Genomic DNA, 17,243 nt, shown 5'->3' with positions numbered 1-17,243 from the left:
CCAGGCATGGACGATAAGCAGGGGAACACCCTGGAAACGTATGAATAAGCAAAACTTGGAGATTTTATATAATCCATATCTTTGCTCATTCGCTTACAAATAACTACTTATGTTTCCAAGACTCCCTGTATTAGCCTTGCTATCGATCTGCTGCCTGGCTGTTCCCCATTATCTGCAGGCGCAAAGTGCCGGACGCCAATATTCATTAGGCTTTTACCAGCCCGTGTCGGATAGCAGCGGTTACCATTCTTCCATGAGGGATTACATGGTACAGCCTGTATTTGCACTACCGGAAGATACCACCAGGAAAAGAAGCTGGTGGCACCGGAAGCTCTTCCAGGAGCACCTGCTGGAGTATAAGGGGGATGACTATGAATTCTATGCCAGCTTCCTGCCTGATTTCCAGGTGGGGCACAGCAGCAGGAACGGCACTAACTGGCTGAACACCCGTGGAGTGGTGGCCGGTGGTAAAATAGGCAATAACCTTACTTTTTATACGGAGTTCTATGAAAACCAGGGAAAATTTCCTGAGTATATAGATAATTTTGGCCGTGTTAACCACGTAGTTCCCGGACAGGGAGAATGGAAAGATTATAACAGCGACGCTTTTGATTTTGCCTATGCTTCCGCCCTCGTTAACTACAAGGCAGGCAAACACTTTGACCTGCAGCTTGGATACGACAAGAACTTTATTGGCGATGGCTATCGTTCTATGCTCCTTTCGGATGTTCCCTTCAATTATCCCTACTTTAAGATAGTGGCCAACGTTGGCCGTATACAGTATACCACCATGTGGGCGCAGTTTATAGATATGCGCTATCCCAAGGCATCCTATAATAACGGGTATAGAAAAAAATGGGGGGTGTTCAATTATCTTGACTGGAACGTTAGTAAGAAGTTCTCTGCAGGCCTTTTCGGCGGCGTGATCTGGCAGGACTCAGATTCCTCAGGTAAACGCGGCTTTGATATGAGCTATATTAACCCTATTATATTCCTGCGCCCTGTTGAGTTTTCCGTGGGGTCTTCAGATAATGCGATCATGGGTCTTAATGTGAAGTATGCCCCAACCCGCAACAGTGCTATTTACGGGCAGTTCCTGCTGGACGAATTCAGAATAAGTGAAATTACCAAAGGCAATGGCTGGTGGGGTAATAAGTTCAGCGGTCAGCTGGGCTTCCGCTCCAATAACCTCTTTAATGTTCCCAATCTGAACGGCCTTACAGAAGTAAATGCCGCCAGGCCGTTCACCTATTCGCAGCGTAATACCCTGAACAACTATGGTCACTATAATCAGCCTTTGGCCCACCCGCTTGGCGCCAACTTCGTGGAATGGGTGAACATTGCTGATTACCGGTACAAGCGCTGGTTCCTCCGCGCCGAGGTAATGTATGCGCATTACGGACTGGATACTGCCAATACCAATTTCGGAAAGGACATCTTCAAATCCTATAACACCCGTACCCAGGACTTTGATAACAAGATCGGCAACGGCCTTTCTACCAACCTGCTCTACCTGCAGGGTACTCTTGCCTTTCTCCTGAACCCGAAGAATAACTTACGCCTGGAAGCATCCGTGATTGCCAGAAGGGAAAGCAATGACCTGGGCAGGACCAGCGAGCTGATATTCCAGGTAGGTTTACGTAGTACGTTCAGGCAATTGTATTATGATTTTTAACGCACTTTCATGAAAAAAGCACTTATTACTGGCATCACTGGTCAGGACGGCGCCTATTTGGCCGATCTCCTGCTGCACAAGGGTTACCATGTGCACGGCATCAAACGCCGCAGCTCCCTTTTTAACACAGACCGTATCGATCACCTGTACCAGGACCCACACGAGCAGAACGTACATTTTAAGCTCCATTACGGCGATCTTACGGATTCTACTAACCTGATCCGCATTATCCAGGAAGTGCAACCAGATGAGATCTATAACCTGGGCGCCATGAGCCACGTAAAGGTAAGTTTTGAAACGCCCGAGTATACTGCCAATGCCGATGGTATTGGTACCCTCAGGATACTGGAAGCCATACGATTACTGGGACTGACTGAAAAGACCAGGATCTACCAGGCTTCCACCTCAGAGCTGTATGGCCTGGTACAGGAAGTACCGCAGTCGGAAACAACGCCTTTTTACCCGCGTTCTCCTTATGGGGTGGCCAAGCTGTATGCCTACTGGATCACCGTCAACTATCGCGAAGCATATAATATGTATGCCTGCAATGGGATCCTTTTTAACCATGAGAGCCCCCTGCGCGGAGAAACTTTCGTTACCCGCAAGATCACCCGTGCCGTGGCTAAAATAGCCCTGGGCATGCAGGACAAACTGTTCATGGGGAACCTGGACGCGCAGCGCGACTGGGGACATGCAAAAGACTATGTAGAAGCGATGTATCTCATACTACAGCAGGAGCAGCCGGAGGATTATGTAATCGCCACCGGTATCACCACTACAGTAAGGGAGTTTATCCGTATGGCATTTGCCGAAGCAGGCATCGGTATCGAGTTCAAAGGCAGCGGTGAAAATGAGAAAGCCATTGTGAGCAGCTTTGACGCCGGTATTCCTAACCTGAGCACCGGCCAGGAAGTGGTAGCCATTGATCCCCGTTATTATCGCCCCACTGAGGTGGATCTCCTGATCGGCGACCCGGCCAAGGCGCAAAGCAAACTGGGATGGAAGCCTAAATATGACCTGGCGGCCTTGGTAAAGGAAATGGTGGCAGCTGATATTGAGCTGTTTCGCCGTGAGAAGCTGCTCAGTGATGCAGGTTATAAAGTATTGAATCAATTTGAATAGGAAAGAACATGCAACAGCATCAGAAAATATATGTGGCCGGTCACCGGGGTATGGTAGGTTCAGCTATCATGAGAAGGCTGCAACAGGAAGGCTTTCATAACATTGTTACCAGCACTTCTTCCGCACTGGACCTGCGTAACCAGGATGCGGTGGCTGCATTCTTTGCCGAAGAAAAGCCAGACTATGTATTCCTGGCGGCTGCAAAGGTAGGCGGCATTGTAGCCAATAATACCTATCGTGCAGAGTTCCTGTACGATAACCTGATGATCCAGAGCAACGTCATTCACCAGTCGTATGTGAACGGTGTGCAAAAGCTGATGTTCCTGGGCTCTTCCTGTATCTATCCCAAACTGGCCCCACAGCCGCTGAAAGAGGAATACCTGCTTACCGGCCTGCTGGAGCCTACCAATGAACCTTACGCTATCGCTAAAATAGCCGGCATCAAAATGTGTGATGCTTATCGCGATCAGTACGGCTGTAATTTCATTTCTGTAATGCCTACTAACCTGTATGGCCCCAATGATAATTACGATCTGCAGAACTCACACGTGCTGCCTGCCCTCCTGCGTAAGTTCCATGAGGCAAAGGAGAAAGGCGCTCCGGAAGTAGTGATCTGGGGCACCGGCACGCCGAAAAGGGAATTCCTGCATGCAGACGATATGGCTGCGGCCTGTTTCTTCCTGATGCAGCATTATAATGAGCCGGGTTTGATCAATATAGGCATTGGAGACGATATCAGCATTGCAGACCTGGCGCGGCTGATACAACAGATAGTAGGTTACGAAGGGAAGCTGGTATTTGACACTTCCAAACCAGACGGTACGCCGAGAAAATTAATGGACGTCTCCAAATTACACGGCCTTGGCTGGAAAGCACAGATCCCGCTCGAAGAGGGCATCCGTGAAGTGTATAAAGGAGTAGTGAAAGCGGGTCTCTTGCAATAGGGCGTCAGAATAATAGCACGAAATGGTAGTGCAGGCAGGCTAAAATTTACTTTAAATTAGTAGCATACATTGCATCAATTTAAACTGTACATCTATGCCTGTCATCCTACTGCATTTGCTTGTTATTCTAGGCATTACTGCGTTGTACACAATTGTAAGCGCAGTCCCCGGAAAATTTTTCCGGAAGAACAAAGCCGCTTAACCCGGTCCTATGTCCCTATTGGCGAAATACCATTAAAAGCATTATCGGCAAAAAGCGCTTGGCCCCCCGTACGTAACGGGGGGTTTTTTTACGCCCTCAGGGTCAGGGTACATGCAGTTTTGCTAGTAAGAGATAAACAAATGGATTAAGGCCGATTCCGTATAGCAGCTGGCAGGACATTCATCCCTAATGAGCTTTACTATACTACAGTCAGAACCTGTGGCTACAGATTTATCTCACGGTATGGGTAGGTGCTTGTTGAATGTACAAATTTTTTTTATAATATACAATAAAAACCTACCGTTTCATGTTAATCACAAGCTATATGCCAATTATAAGCAACTAGAATTACTATCTTCGCCCCATGCATTACGTAACGGTAGAAGGGCTTACAAAATCTTACGGCGAAAAGCCGTTGTTCAGGGATATTTCTTTTCATATCGAGGAAGGGGACAAAATTGCGTTGGTAGCCTTGAACGGTACCGGTAAATCCACCCTGCTGCGCATTCTCTGCGGCAAGGAGATGCCCGATGAAGGAAAGGTATGGGTACATAAAGAGGTGACCGTAGTAATGCTGGAGCAGCAGTCTGCATTTAACCTGAACAAATCCATACTGGCCAATATTTTTGCCCAGGATCATCCCGTGCTGAATGCCATTAAGGAATATGAGCGCCTGACCGATGAAGACAGCGAGCCGGATACTGCCCAGCTTGCAGCCGCCATCGCCAAAATGGATGAACTGGGCGCCTGGCACTTCGACGCCAAGGTGAAACAGATATTGGGTAAACTGAATATTCACCACCTGGACCAGGAAATGGGTACGCTTTCCGGCGGTCAGCTGAAAAGGGTAGCACTGGCTAAAGTGCTGATCGATATCGGGTTTGAGCATAAGCATACCCTGCTGATCATGGATGAGCCCACCAACCACCTGGATGTATCCATGATCGAATGGCTGGAAAGCTTCCTGAACCAGGAGAATGTAACCCTGCTCCTGGTAACCCACGACCGCTATTTCCTGGACAGTGTTTGCAATGAGATCATAGAGCTTGACCAGCAGCAGCTTTTTATCTATAAAGGCGATTACGAGAACTACCTGGAGAAAAAGGCCGCCCGTGAAGAAAGCGAGAAGGCCAGCGTGGAAAAGGCCCGCAACCAGTACCGCAAAGAGCTGGAATGGATGCGCAAGCAGCCGAAGGCCCGTACCACCAAAGCCAAGTCGCGTATCGACGCCTTTTACGATGTAAAAGAAAAAGCCAGCGTGCGCATTGAAAGGCAGCAGCTGGAACTGAATGTGAAGATGACCCGCCTCGGCGGCAAGATCATTGAGCTGAAAAAGGTATATAAGGCCTATGGCAATCTTACCATCCTCAAAGGATTTGACTATACCTTCAAAAAAGGCGAGCGTATAGGGGTAGTCGGTAAGAACGGCGTAGGTAAATCCACCTTCCTGAATATCCTGCTGGGACAGGAACAGCCAGACTCCGGCAAAATTAATATAGGCGATACCGTAGTATTCGGTAATTATAACCAGCAGGGCCTGGTGCTGAAGGAAGACATGCGCATTATCGAATTTGTAAAGAATATTGCGGAATACTTCCCCCTGGCAGACGGTACTAAGGTAAGCGCTGCCCAGTTCCTGCAGCTCTTCCTGTTCCCACCCGAAAAGCAGTACACGTATGTGTCCAAGCTGAGTGGTGGTGAAAGAAGAAGGCTGCACCTGCTCAGTATCCTGTTCCGTAACCCCAACTTCCTGGTGCTGGATGAACCTACCAATGACCTGGATCTGCCGACTCTCAGCATCCTGGAAGATTTTCTGCAGGACTATCAGGGCTGCATTATCATCGTGAGCCACGACCGCTACTTCATGGATAAACTGGTAGACCACCTTTTTGTATTTGAAGGCGATGGCGTAGTACGCGACTTTCCCGGGAACTATACCCAATACCGCGAATGGGAAAAAGAAGAAAGCCGTAGCTCCAAAGAACTACCCGTGACTACCGCCGCTAACAGCGCCAGCGCAGCGCCTGTTCCTGCTGAAGCCAATAAGCCACGTAAATTATCGTACAAGGAGAAACGTGAGCTGGAACAGCTGGAGCAGGAAATAGCAAAACTGGAAGCAGAAAAGCAATCTATCGATCAGCAGCTTTCCAGCGGCAGTCTGCCCTATGAACAGCTGGAACCCCTTACCCGCCGGGTAGGAGAGGTGATGCAGCTCCTGGACGAAAAAGGAATGCGTTGGCTGGAACTAAGCGAAATGGAAGGCTGATGCCGCCGCACTCTGCTGTAATACCTATACAAACGTGTTATTGATAGAAGTGATAAATAGTTTAACTTAAGAGAAGATTCGTCATACATCATACACGGCTTTTGCATGGGACTACGGAAGAGAACCGGCGGGGAACACTGGCCTATTCTTATATTAACAATTATCGCTTTCTGCCTATTTATCCGCTGTAATACTTCCCCGCCAGATACACATCACCGAAAGGTGTTTATCCAGAAAGATGGTAAACGATATACGCTTTACCGTAACGGACAAGCTTTTGTAGTGAAAGGTGCAGCTGGTTATACGCACCTAGCTGAAGTGAGCGAAGCCGGCGGCAATACTATTCGTACATGGGATACCGTTAACCTGGGCGCTATACTGGACGAAGCGCAACGTAATCATCTCGCGGTGATAGCCGGTCTGCCGCTGCCTTCCAGCGATGCACTGGACTATTTTTATAAAGACACGCTGAAAACAGGCGCTGCCTACCGGGCTTTCAGGCAGGTGGTACAGCGTTATAAAGGCCATCCCGCCCTGCTGATGTGGTGCCTGGGCAATGAGCCGGATTTTTCCTTTAAACCGCGCTACCGTCCCTTCAACAGAACGTTTAACCACCTGCTGGACATGATCCATGATACAGACCCGGATCATCCGGTTACTACCACCATGGTAAATTTCAGCGTATGGCAGGCCCTGTTCATAAAGTGGAAGATTCATCAGCTCGACCTTATCTCCTTCAATATATTCGGAGAGCTAAACCGCCTCTCGAATAAACTGGATAGATATGCCTGGCTCTGGAAAGGGCCATTCCTGGTCAGCGAATGGGGCACTTATGGCCCCTGGGAGGTGAACAGAACGACGTGGGGTGCCCCCATTGAGAATACAAGTACTAAAAAGGCGGAGCAATACGGGCAATTGTACGGCTATCTCCCGGTCAATAATCCCCGTTTTTTGGGCGCCCTGGTCTTTTACTGGGGGCAGAAACAGGAAGTTACACCCACCTGGTTCAGCCTTTTTGACGAGAAAGGCACACCGGCGGAAGCTGTAGACGTGATACGGAGCCGGTGGACAGGCCGCGCACCTGCCCTTAATGCGCCCCGGGTGCAGTACATGCTGTTGAACAACATGGGCGCGGCAGATAATATCATGCTCCGGCCGGATAATAACGCGAGCGCTGAATTACTGATGCAGGATTCCCTTTCGCAGCCCTTCTCGCTGCACTGGGAAGTATGGCAGGAAGACTGGTTTTCCGAGCTACGGCGCAACCGGCCGTTAAAGATATTTGATACGGTGATCAATAATGCCGGTAATAAACTGGCGTTTAGAACACCACTGTCGGAAGGTCCTTACAGGATCTATGTAAAAGTATCTGACAGTATAGGGCGCTACGCCACCGCTAATACACCTTTTTATGTGGTTGAACAGGAACAGTGATTCAAACGTTTTACCAGAAGACAATATAACATCCACGCAGGAAAAAGAGAACCGAATGGCCGCACCCAGGAAAGCTCCTCCTCCTTCCCGGAGGGATTTATTAGCTATCAGGCTGATGATCCTCATCGGCTTAGCATCCATGTTGTTTTTTCTTTTCTACCTACTCAACCCATTGCAGGTAGGTTATGCACCTTTTTACTGGCTGCTCATGGCCGGGATCATTTTTAGCTGCCTGCGGGTATTGCACGAGTGGTATCATTACTTCTATATAACGGTGCCGCCTGAACCACCGCTTACAAAGCCATTCACGGTAGATATCTTTACCACCTTCTGCGCAGGCGAGCCTTACCCCATGATCGTGCAAACCCTGGAAGCTATCCAGGCTATTCGATATCCGCATACTACCTACCTGTGTGATGAGGCAGACGATCCGTACCTGAAGGAAGTATGCCGCCGCCTGGGAGTTCACCATGTAACGCGTACTGTAAAAGTGGATGCCAAAGCAGGTAACATCAACAATGCGCTGAAGCAGTCAAACGGTGAGCTTTGTGTGGTGCTGGATCCGGATCATGTACCGGTGCCAGAGTTCCTGGATCCTATCATTCCCTTCTTTTCAGATGAGCGCATCGGTTTTGTGCAGGTGGTACAGGCTTATTCCAACCAGGGCGACAGCCTGATAGCCAGGGGCGCGGCGCAGCAAACCTTCCAGTTCTATGGCCCCATGATGATGACCATGAATCACTATGGTACTGTACTGGCTATCGGCGCCAATTGTACTTTCCGCAGAAAAGCGCTGGATTCTATTGGCGGGCATGCGGCCGGTTTGTCTGAAGATATGCATACCGCCATGCAGCTGCACGCCAAAGGATGGAAGTCTGTATATGTGCCTGCCGTGCTTACTTACGGGCTGGTGCCCTCTACTTTAGGCGCTTATTATAAACAGCAGCTGAAATGGGCCAGGGGCACCTTTGAACTCCTGGTTACTACTTTCCCTAAACTGTATAGACATTTTACCTGGCGCCAACGGCTGCATTACTTTACTATTCCTTTCCATTATTTTTCAGGGGTCATCTTCCTGATCAACTTCCTGGTGCCGATACTTTCACTGGCGCTGGGCATTATACCATTAAAGGTAGACATCCTGTCTTTCTCGTTTATAGCGCTTCCTTTCCTAACGGCTACACTCGGCATACGTCACTTTGTACAGCATTGGGTGATGGGGGAGGATGAACGGGGCAATCATATCGTTGGCGGATTGCTGTTAATAGGCACCTGGTGGATCTATATACTAGGCCTGGTGTATACCATTATCCGCAAGCAGATCCCGTACATACCTACACCCAAGGATGACAGCGAGCCGGATAGCTGGCGCCTGAATATTCCTAATGGGATTATTGCACTGGCTTCAGTGGGCGCTATCGTATATGGGCTGTATACAGACTGGAACCCCTATGCCTGGGTAATGGCGGGCATTGCCGGAGTGAACTGCCTGATCATGCTGTTCAATATCATCATCAGCCGCAGGCACCACCTTATACGTTTCAAAAATAATTATGAAACCGTCAGCACTGTGGTGGATTATGCGATAGAGCTGAAGCTACGGTTCTGGCATTTCAGGCACAACCTTTATACTGCTATCAGGAAGTTTGCACTGTCGCTGATGATCTGCATCTTCACCGTTACCCTCTTGCTTATGGCCGCCGCTTCCAAATTGCCCACACGTACCGGTAAGCCGGCTTTTAAGCGGGATATTTTTTATTCGGGGATATTCAGTCCGTCAGGGAACAACGGTCTTACTTCCATGCAGCAGATACAGCATGACCAGGCACGGTATAACTGTCATTTCAATATCATCTCCCTTTATATTTCCTGGGGGGATGAAGATCGTTGCCTGATCCCCCGTTCACTGGTAGATTCCATATACAACAATGGCTCTTACCCCATGATCACCTGGGAGCCATGGGCGGCGCTTTTTAAGGATGCTGCCCTCAGCAGCGAAAAACAAATGCTTGCCCGTATTGCCAGCGGTGCCTATGATGCGTACCTGGAAAAATTTGCCGCACAGGTGAAAGACCTGAACAGGCCTGTATACCTGCGTTTTGCGCATGAACCGGATAATCCTTTCTATCCATGGTCTGCCAGGGGAGAAAACACCCCTGAAACATTCAAAAGCGCATGGCAATATGTGCACCGTTTCTTTCAGCAAAAGAAGGTGTACAATGCTGTATGGGTATGGAATCCCTGGAAGGCCGAAAATGCGGATGCTTACTTCCCCGGTAAGCAATATGTAGACTGGCTGGCAGTTACAGGGCTGAATTACGGAACGCTGAATGATAGCAGTAAGGCATATTCCTTTGAGCAATTATATATGCCCTTTCATCAACTGCCGCTTTTCAACGCCGACATACCAGTGATGGTAGCTGAAACAGGTTCACTGAAGGGAGAAGGCAACCAGGATGCATGGTTAGGTAATGCCCTGTCGGCCATTGAAAATCAATTTAAAGAGATAAAGGCCCTGGTGCTGTTTAACACGGCAGAAGATCACAACCTTCCCGCCGGTATGCAGCGGGAGGTATTGAACTGGCAGATAGATACGCCCGGCACTTTCTTTACCGCTATGGCCTGGTACCATGCCCGCAAGTGGCATGGCCTCTCTACTCCCTACCAGTCTATGCCTATACTACCGTCCCAGGCCTTTGCAGCAGTAGCCCGGAAAGCGCTTCCGGATGGGATCTGTGGGGTGAATTACGAAAAAGGGAAGCATTGGTACAGGAATCTGCATGCGCTTACCAGGAGGACGGTGGTAAAAGACTTTACAGACATGAAAGCGCTGGGCATTAATACTATTAAGCGTACCGGTCCCGGTGTATACGACAGGAATATCCGGATGGTAGCGCACCAGCTGCATATGAAGATCCATTACAGTTTTGCCGCGCCGGATGTTACAGATCTCATGACTGAACAGACTAAATTGTCACGCGCGGCAGATAAGATCGTTGCCACTGTAAAGAAATTAAGGAACGACAACAGCATTATTGCCTGGAATATTTCAGACACACTTTGGCAGCAGCTGGGAGACCGGTTTTATAAACCTACGCTGATTTACCAGCAGGCTGCCTATACCGCCTGGCTAAGGGGAGTGCTTGCGCGGATACGTGCGCTGGACAGCGTGCGCCCTATTACCATGGATGTAAGGGTAAATAGCTGCCTAAACGATGTGGTGTCCAGGTTGCAGCAGGAACTGCCAGGTATAAGCGCCTTTGGCCTGATCATCAACGAAGCAGATACCACCGGGCTGTCACAAACAAGCCGTCTCAACGCACCCTGGTTTATCAGCCAGGTGGAGCCCGGGAGCTATGCAACGATGAACATCCGTTCAAACCGTGTTTTCCTCAAGAACTGGCAGGATATACACGACAGGGATTATCTTACTTTCGATGGCCTGGAAGACCACTGGGGCCGTCATAAACCCACATGGGCGCTGGTAGAAAAGCGCTGGGGCCATGGCCGCCCGCAGCACACGCTTCCTCCGGTGAAAATACTACGCCCCGCTGCCCTTACTTCGGCGGATAGCCGCCTTACCTATCAGGCGATCATCGGTCAGCAGCAGTGGAAACTGGCCAGCGCTGTTCCGAAAACTGATATTCAGTTTGAGTGGTACCTGGTGAAAACAGATGAATGGGGGAACCCCATAACCATGGAACGGGCGGGGAGCGGACCTGCGTTGCAGCTAACCATCCCCCAAAAGCCCGCCCAGTACCGGTTATACCTAATAGCAGTAAGGGGTACGGAAGTAGTTACCGCTTATTCCCGGCTGAATATTCCGCTTTTATATAAAAATGGTAGGCCGCATTAACAAATCCGGCACGAAAAGTGCTAAAACAAGTACCGTTAAAAAACAGATTGTTTTTTAACTTAAGGGAGACAATGCAACCATATCGAATTTATTGAACCATGATACTGCGGAAACACCTTTACTGGGTACTTTCCTTCCTTTTGATGAATTGTAATACCACCCCCTCAAAATCCATTAAACATGGAACCGTCTATGTCACTAAGGAAGGGGAGGGGATATGCACTTTACCGAAACGGCCAACCTTTTAAAGTAAAAGGCGCCTCCGGCTACACACATCTTGAAAAACTGCGGGAAATAGGCGGCAATACCATCCGTACCTGGGATACCGTTCACCTGGGCGCTATCCTGGATGAAGCGCAGCGCAACAACCTGGCGGTGATCGTCGGGTTATCAATGCCCGTCAGCGCTTACCTGGATTATTTCTATAAAGACACCGCCAAAGTAGCTGCTCAATACCGGGCATTTGAAAAGACCGTGCGGCGATACAAAGATCATCCTGCCTTGTTAATGTGGTGCCTGGGCAATGAGCTGAATTTTACCTGGAAGCCGGGCTACGGTGCTTTTTACAAAACCTATAACCGGCTGCTGGATATGATCCATACCACAGATCCTGATCACCCGGTGACTTCCACCATGCCCAACCTCAACATAGTACAAATAATGATGATCAAATGGAAGCTGCATAACCTGGACCTGGTTTCTATCAATACTTTCGGCAAGTTAAAATTGCTGGATGATCAATTGAAGAAATATGCCTGGTGCTGGAATGGCCCTTTCCTCATTACCGAATGGGGCGCTTATGGTCCCTGGGAATCTGAGCGTACCAATTGGGAAGCGCCCATTGAAAGCACCAGCACCAAAAAAGCGGAGCACTACCAGCAGTTGTACAAACAATTGCCGCAGGATAATCCCAGGTTCCTGGGGGCGCTGGTTTTTTACTGGGGACAGAAACAGGAAACCACGCCCACGTGGTTCAGCATGTTTGATGAAGAGAATGCCAGCACGGAGGCGGTTAGCACCATACAGTACCTGTGGACGGGTAAATGGCCTGCCCATCAGCCGCCGCAGATCAAATATATGCTGTTGAATAACAAAGGTGCAAGGGACAATATTATGCTGCTGCCTGGCGATCAGCAAACAGCTGAATTGCTGTTGGAAGATAACCGGGCAGACAACCTTAAAGTACACTGGCAGATCCTGCAGGAGGACTGGTTTGACGAGCTGCACCAGGCGCCGCTTACCATGCTGGATACCCTGCTGTCTGCCAATAACAAATTACGCTTAACATTTAAGGCCCCTTTAAAGGAAGGCCCCTACCGGATTTACGCAAAGGTGATGGATGAGCATGGAAATTTCTCCACAGCCAATACACCTTTTTATGTAGTTGAGTAGACAATGTGAATGATTATTTTATGCATGTAACACCCAAGAAAGCTAACCCTCCAACGCGAACAGAACTCTGGTCGCTGCGCCTGATGATCCTCATCGGAGTTTGCAGTATGGCGTATTTTTTATACTGCCTGCTAAACCCGCTGCAGGTAGGATATGCGCCCTTCTACTGGCTATTGATAGTAACAACTGTCTTTAACTGCCTGCGGGTATTGCATGAATGGTACCATTACCTGTATATAACGGTACCGCCTACACCGCCGCTTAGCAAACACTTCACGGTGGATATCTTTACCACCTTTTGTGCGGGGGAGCCTTATGCAATGATCGAGGAAACGCTGGAGGCCATCCAGGCCATCAGGTACCCGCACAATACCTATCTCTGTGATGAGGCAGATGATCCGTACCTGAAGGCATTATGCCACCGCCTGGGTGTGCACCATGTTACGCGTACTATAAAAGTAGATGCCAAAGCAGGCAACATCAATAACGCACTGCGGCAGTCGAACGGCGATCTCTGCGTGGTGCTGGATCCTGATCACGTGCCTTTGCCGGAGTTCCTGGATCATATCATACCGCATTTTTCAGATGATAAAGTAGGTTTTGTACAGGTAGTACAGGCTTATGATAATATGAAGGACAGCCTGATAGCCAAAGGGGCCGCCCAGCAAACCTTCCAGTTCTACGGCCCTATGATGATGACCATGAACCGTTATGGTACGGTGCTGGCCATCGGCGCCAACTGTACTTTCCGCAGAACAGCGCTGGACTCTATCGGCGGGCATGCAGCGGGCCTTTCTGAGGATATGCATACTGCCATGCAGCTGCACGCCAAAGGATGGAGATCAGTGTATGTACCTGCGGTGCTTACTTATGGCCTGGTGCCCTCTACTTTATCAGCCTATTACAAGCAGCAGCTGAAATGGGCAAGGGGCACCTTTGAACTGCTGGTTACTACTTACCCCAAACTGTTTAAGCATTTTACCTGGCGGCAGCGGCTGCATTATTTTACAATACCCTTCCATTATTTTTCAGGGGTGATCTTCCTGGTCAATTTCCTGGTGCCGATTCTTTCACTCACGCTGGGACTGATCCCTTTCCGGATGGACCTGCTGTCGTTTGCATTGGTGGGAGCGCCGTTTCTGAGCACCACGATGGCCATCCGGCATTTTGTACAACGCTGGGTAATGGGAGAGAATGAAAGGGGGAATCACGTATTAGGCGGCTTACTGCTGATAGGCACCTGGTGGATCTATATACTGGGCCTGGTGTATACCATCATCCGGAAAAAGATACCTTATATACCTACACCTAAAGATGACAGCGAATCGGATAACTGGAAGCTGAATATTCCCAACGGGGTAGTTGCCCTGGCTTCGCTGGGCGCCATTATATACGGATTGTATAACGACTGGAACCCCTTTATATTGGTAATGGCAGGTATTGCAGGTATGAACTGCGGCATCATGCTGTTCAACATCATTATCAGCCGAAGGAATGATTTGATACGCCTCCGGGCCCGGCTAGGTTTTATGAAGGCAGTATTTGCAGGCTGGAAAGTGGTAAAGCAGTTCCTCTGGGATTTCCGCCATGGAATGTACGATGGTATCCGCAGTGCTGCACTGCCGCTGGTGCTCCTTGTTTCGTTCTCCGCTTTGTATTTCCTGACAGGCGCCGCCCGTTTCCCCGGCCATATGCCCCGCTATCGTTCCAAACAGCATGTATTCTATTCCGGTGTTTTCAGCCCTGCACAACCAAATGGCCTTAGCGTCATGAAACAGGTGAAGGATTATCAGCAACGTTATAACACCCACTTCAATATTGTGTCGCTCTATATTCCCTGGGGCGATGAGGAGCAATGCTATGTGCCTTCGAAACTGATGGATTCCATTTACAGGAATGGCTCCTATCCCATGATCACCTGGGAACCCTGGGGCGAGCTTTTTAAAAGCGGCATCGCTACCGAAGGTAAGTACATGTTGTCTTACATCTATACCGGTCACTTTGACCGCTACCTGGAGAAATTTGCTTTCCAGGTAAGGGCGCTTAACAGGCCGGTATACCTGCGTTTTGCGCATGAGGCAGATAATCCCTTCTATCCCTGGTCTTCCAGCGGTGGCAACACGCCGGAAGATTTCAGGAAGGCCTGGAAATATGTACATGATTTCTTTATACGGCAAAAAGCCAATAATGTAATATGGGTGTGGAACCCCTGGCGCGCGGAGCACATAGATGATTACTATCCCGGTCCGGGATATGTGGACTGGCTGGGCGTTACCTGCCTGAATTATGGTACCTATAATCCTGACAGTACCGCTTATTCGTTCAAGCAATTGTATGCGCCTTTTCACCGTCATCCGCTTTTCCGTTCGGGCCTGCCCGTTATAGTGGCAGAAACAGGCTCGCTGCGTGAGGAAGGCGGACAGGAAAAATGGCTCTCAGATTCCTTTGTAGCCATAGACCAGCAGTTTGCGGAGATTAAAGGTATTGTGTTGTTCAACTCTGATGTGGACAGGAACCTGCCTAACGGCGCAAAGGACACGGAGCTGCATTGGAAGCTGCAGGATCCCGGCGCTTTCTTTGCCACCATCACAAAATACCAGGCGTCCAGGGGATACCGCTCTGTTCATCGGGATGAAATAACGCCCAGTCTGGCAGTGTATAACACGCCTTCAAAAGAACGGCGGCCTTTACCTGCCGACATACACGGGGTACATTACCAGAAGGGACGTCACTGGTATAAGAATTTCCATGCGCTTACCCGCAGGACCATCATCAATGATTTTGAAGGCATGCAGCGGGTGGGTATCAATACCATCATGCGGGAAGGCCCTGGTGTATACGACAGGAACATCCTTACCCTGGCAGCCAGGTATCATATCGGTGTGCATTACAGCTTTGATGTACCCGAAACGCCGGATGTGATCCGGGATATGCCGCAGCTGTCAAGCCTGTCTAACGAGATCGTGGCTACTGTCAAAGACCTGAAGGATCACCAAAGCATTGTGGCCTGGAATATAGCAGACACCCTCTGGCAGCAGCTGGGCGAAAGGTATTACAAACCTTCCCTGCTTTACCAGCAGGAGGCCTATGTTACCTGGTTAAAGAAGCTGCTGCTTCGTATCAAAGCCATTGATCCGCAACGGCCCATAACCATGGAAGTGCCCCTGAATACCAGGGCGGCAGCTACTTTACAGCAATTGCAGCTGCAGTTGCCCGAGGTAGATGCTTTCGGATTGATCGTTGGCGAGGATACCAGCGGCCTTGCGGCGGTGAACCAGCTGCAGGTTCCCTGCTTTATCAGCCGTATATCCGTACCGGAGTATGTAAAAATAGCGGGCCCACATATGGGTGCTTTCATCAATGCCTGGCAGGATACGGGGGAGAAAGATTACTTGTCGTTTGACGGGATGGTAGACCACTGGGGACGCTATAAACCAGCCTGGTACCAGTTAGGTCAGCGCTGGGGTAAAGAAAAAGCAGCTTCCGCCTTGCCGGAGATGAAGATCCTCCGTCCGGCACGGCTGGTGAAGCCCGGTGCTGCACTTACCTACCGGGCGCTGATCCGCAAGGGACAACAATGGGCTACGCCGGGACCGGGTAAAACGCATATACGGTATGAATGGAGGCTGGTACGTACAGACCGCTGGGGCTATCCGCTGGTAATGGAATGGGCAGGAGAGGGGCCTGAATTGACGCTCAACATCCCGGACAATCCCAAGGGGTATAAGCTCTACCTGTTGGCCACCGAAGGGGAGCGTTCTGCTGCTGCCTTATCTGATCTGAATATTCCTTTAAGATAAAGATGTGTGGGCTTTAAATTGAAAAATGCAGCGGATGAAATCTCATCACGTTGCATTTTCTCTCTTTTATTGTGCTGGATGTATTAATCCTGTTTCTTATCACGGATATCTGATTCATCCAGGTATACTTTCTTGCCTTTATCGTCTACTATATACTTGTGGTCGTTTTTATCGATGTATACGGTTTCACCGTTGGGGCCTTCTTTTCCTTTATAGGTTTTGTCTGCCACTTTGGATGCGCCCTTTACTGCTACTGATGCACTTTTCTGCCCTACTTTCTTGCCTGTTTGTCCTACTTTCTTACCGGCCTGTCCTACTTTCCTGATGGCGCTGTCAACGCCCTGTGCATATGAACTGCTTACGATCAGTGATCCGGAAACCGCAACAGCGGCCGCGAATAAAATGACCTGTAGTTTTTTCATTGTTTTCATAAAAGTTTTGATTTTATATACATATAACTACCCAATAATGATGCCAGTGGGACAGGTTTGAGGTCTGAGGACTGAGGTTTGGTGTTAGTTAAATGTTAAAGGTTGGAGGCTTGCTGATCCT

At 49.3% G+C, this 17,243-nt stretch carries 9 protein-coding genes; 8 read left to right on the top strand and 1 reads right to left on the bottom strand.

Going from position 1 to position 17,243, the window contains the following annotated elements; genetic code table 11:
- Positions 1-109: 109 nt before the first annotated feature.
- The 8 genes from ACR9Y8_RS15705 to ACR9Y8_RS15670 all read left to right on the top strand — a co-directional run bounded on the left by ACR9Y8_RS15705 (position 110) and on the right by ACR9Y8_RS15670 (position 16,691).
- A complete protein-coding gene (locus ACR9Y8_RS15705) occupies positions 110-1,675 on the top strand; it encodes a hypothetical protein (RefSeq protein ID WP_481214195.1) in 1,566 nt (521 codons plus the stop codon).
- 9 nt (positions 1,676-1,684) lie between these two features.
- Positions 1,685-2,797, top strand: coding sequence for a GDP-mannose 4,6-dehydratase (gmd, locus tag ACR9Y8_RS15700; protein WP_481214194.1), 1,113 nt, complete (start codon positions 1,685-1,687; stop codon positions 2,795-2,797).
- A gap of 8 nt (positions 2,798-2,805) precedes the next feature.
- On the top strand, positions 2,806-3,741 hold the full coding sequence (gene fcl / locus ACR9Y8_RS15695; RefSeq protein WP_481214193.1) for a GDP-L-fucose synthase: 936 nt from the start codon (positions 2,806-2,808) through the stop codon (positions 3,739-3,741).
- A gap of 566 nt (positions 3,742-4,307) precedes the next feature.
- Positions 4,308-6,209 carry an ABC-F family ATP-binding cassette domain-containing protein gene (locus ACR9Y8_RS15690; protein WP_481214192.1) on the top strand — a complete coding sequence of 634 codons (1,902 nt, stop codon included), beginning with the start codon at positions 4,308-4,310 and terminating at the stop codon, positions 6,207-6,209.
- 222 nt (positions 6,210-6,431) lie between these two features.
- Positions 6,432-7,643 carry a glycoside hydrolase family 2 TIM barrel-domain containing protein gene (locus tag ACR9Y8_RS15685; protein ID WP_481214191.1) on the top strand — a complete coding sequence of 404 codons (1,212 nt, stop codon included), beginning with the start codon at positions 6,432-6,434 and terminating at the stop codon, positions 7,641-7,643.
- A gap of 55 nt (positions 7,644-7,698) precedes the next feature.
- The gene (locus tag ACR9Y8_RS15680; RefSeq protein WP_481214190.1) at positions 7,699-11,499 is read left to right on the top strand and encodes a glycosyltransferase; all 3,801 of its coding nucleotides are present in this window, start codon (positions 7,699-7,701) and stop codon (positions 11,497-11,499) included.
- Positions 11,500-11,691: 192 nt separating this feature from the next.
- A complete protein-coding gene (locus ACR9Y8_RS15675) occupies positions 11,692-12,891 on the top strand; it encodes a glycoside hydrolase family 2 TIM barrel-domain containing protein (RefSeq protein WP_481214189.1) in 1,200 nt (399 codons plus the stop codon).
- A gap of 20 nt (positions 12,892-12,911) precedes the next feature.
- Positions 12,912-16,691: a glycosyltransferase gene (locus tag ACR9Y8_RS15670; RefSeq protein ID WP_481214188.1), complete on the top strand. Its 3,780-nt coding sequence runs from the start codon at positions 12,912-12,914 to the stop codon at positions 16,689-16,691.
- An 83-nt stretch (positions 16,692-16,774) separates the two neighbouring features.
- On the opposite strand, the gene ACR9Y8_RS15665 is transcribed toward ACR9Y8_RS15670, so the two are convergent.
- Positions 16,775-17,122 carry a hypothetical protein gene (locus ACR9Y8_RS15665; RefSeq protein ID WP_481214187.1) on the bottom strand — a complete coding sequence of 116 codons (348 nt, stop codon included), beginning with the start codon at positions 17,120-17,122 and terminating at the stop codon, positions 16,775-16,777.
- Between the last annotated feature and the right edge of the window lie 121 nt (positions 17,123-17,243).

It is taken from the genome of Chitinophaga sp. SVR4-12A (genome assembly GCF_056754765.1).
The sequence above is the reverse complement of the archived record's forward strand: the minus strand, read 5'-3'. Positions and strand labels throughout refer to the sequence as shown.

Excerpts from the sequence above, each read along its gene's own strand:
- ACR9Y8_RS15705 (WP_481214195.1), top strand. The coding sequence starts at position 110 with ATGTTTCCAAGACTCCCTGTATTAGCCTTGCTATCGATCTGCTGCCTG.
- ACR9Y8_RS15665 (WP_481214187.1), bottom strand. The coding sequence starts at position 17,122 with ATGAAAACAATGAAAAAACTACAGGTCATTTTATTCGCGGCCGCTGTT.
- ACR9Y8_RS15680 (WP_481214190.1), top strand. The coding sequence starts at position 7,699 with ATGGCCGCACCCAGGAAAGCTCCTCCTCCTTCCCGGAGGGATTTATTA.
- fcl (WP_481214193.1), top strand. The coding sequence starts at position 2,806 with ATGCAACAGCATCAGAAAATATATGTGGCCGGTCACCGGGGTATGGTA.
- ACR9Y8_RS15675 (WP_481214189.1), top strand. The coding sequence starts at position 11,692 with ATGTCACTAAGGAAGGGGAGGGGATATGCACTTTACCGAAACGGCCAA.
- ACR9Y8_RS15670 (WP_481214188.1), top strand. The coding sequence starts at position 12,912 with ATGCATGTAACACCCAAGAAAGCTAACCCTCCAACGCGAACAGAACTC.
- gmd (WP_481214194.1), top strand. The coding sequence starts at position 1,685 with ATGAAAAAAGCACTTATTACTGGCATCACTGGTCAGGACGGCGCCTAT.
- ACR9Y8_RS15690 (WP_481214192.1), top strand. The coding sequence starts at position 4,308 with ATGCATTACGTAACGGTAGAAGGGCTTACAAAATCTTACGGCGAAAAG.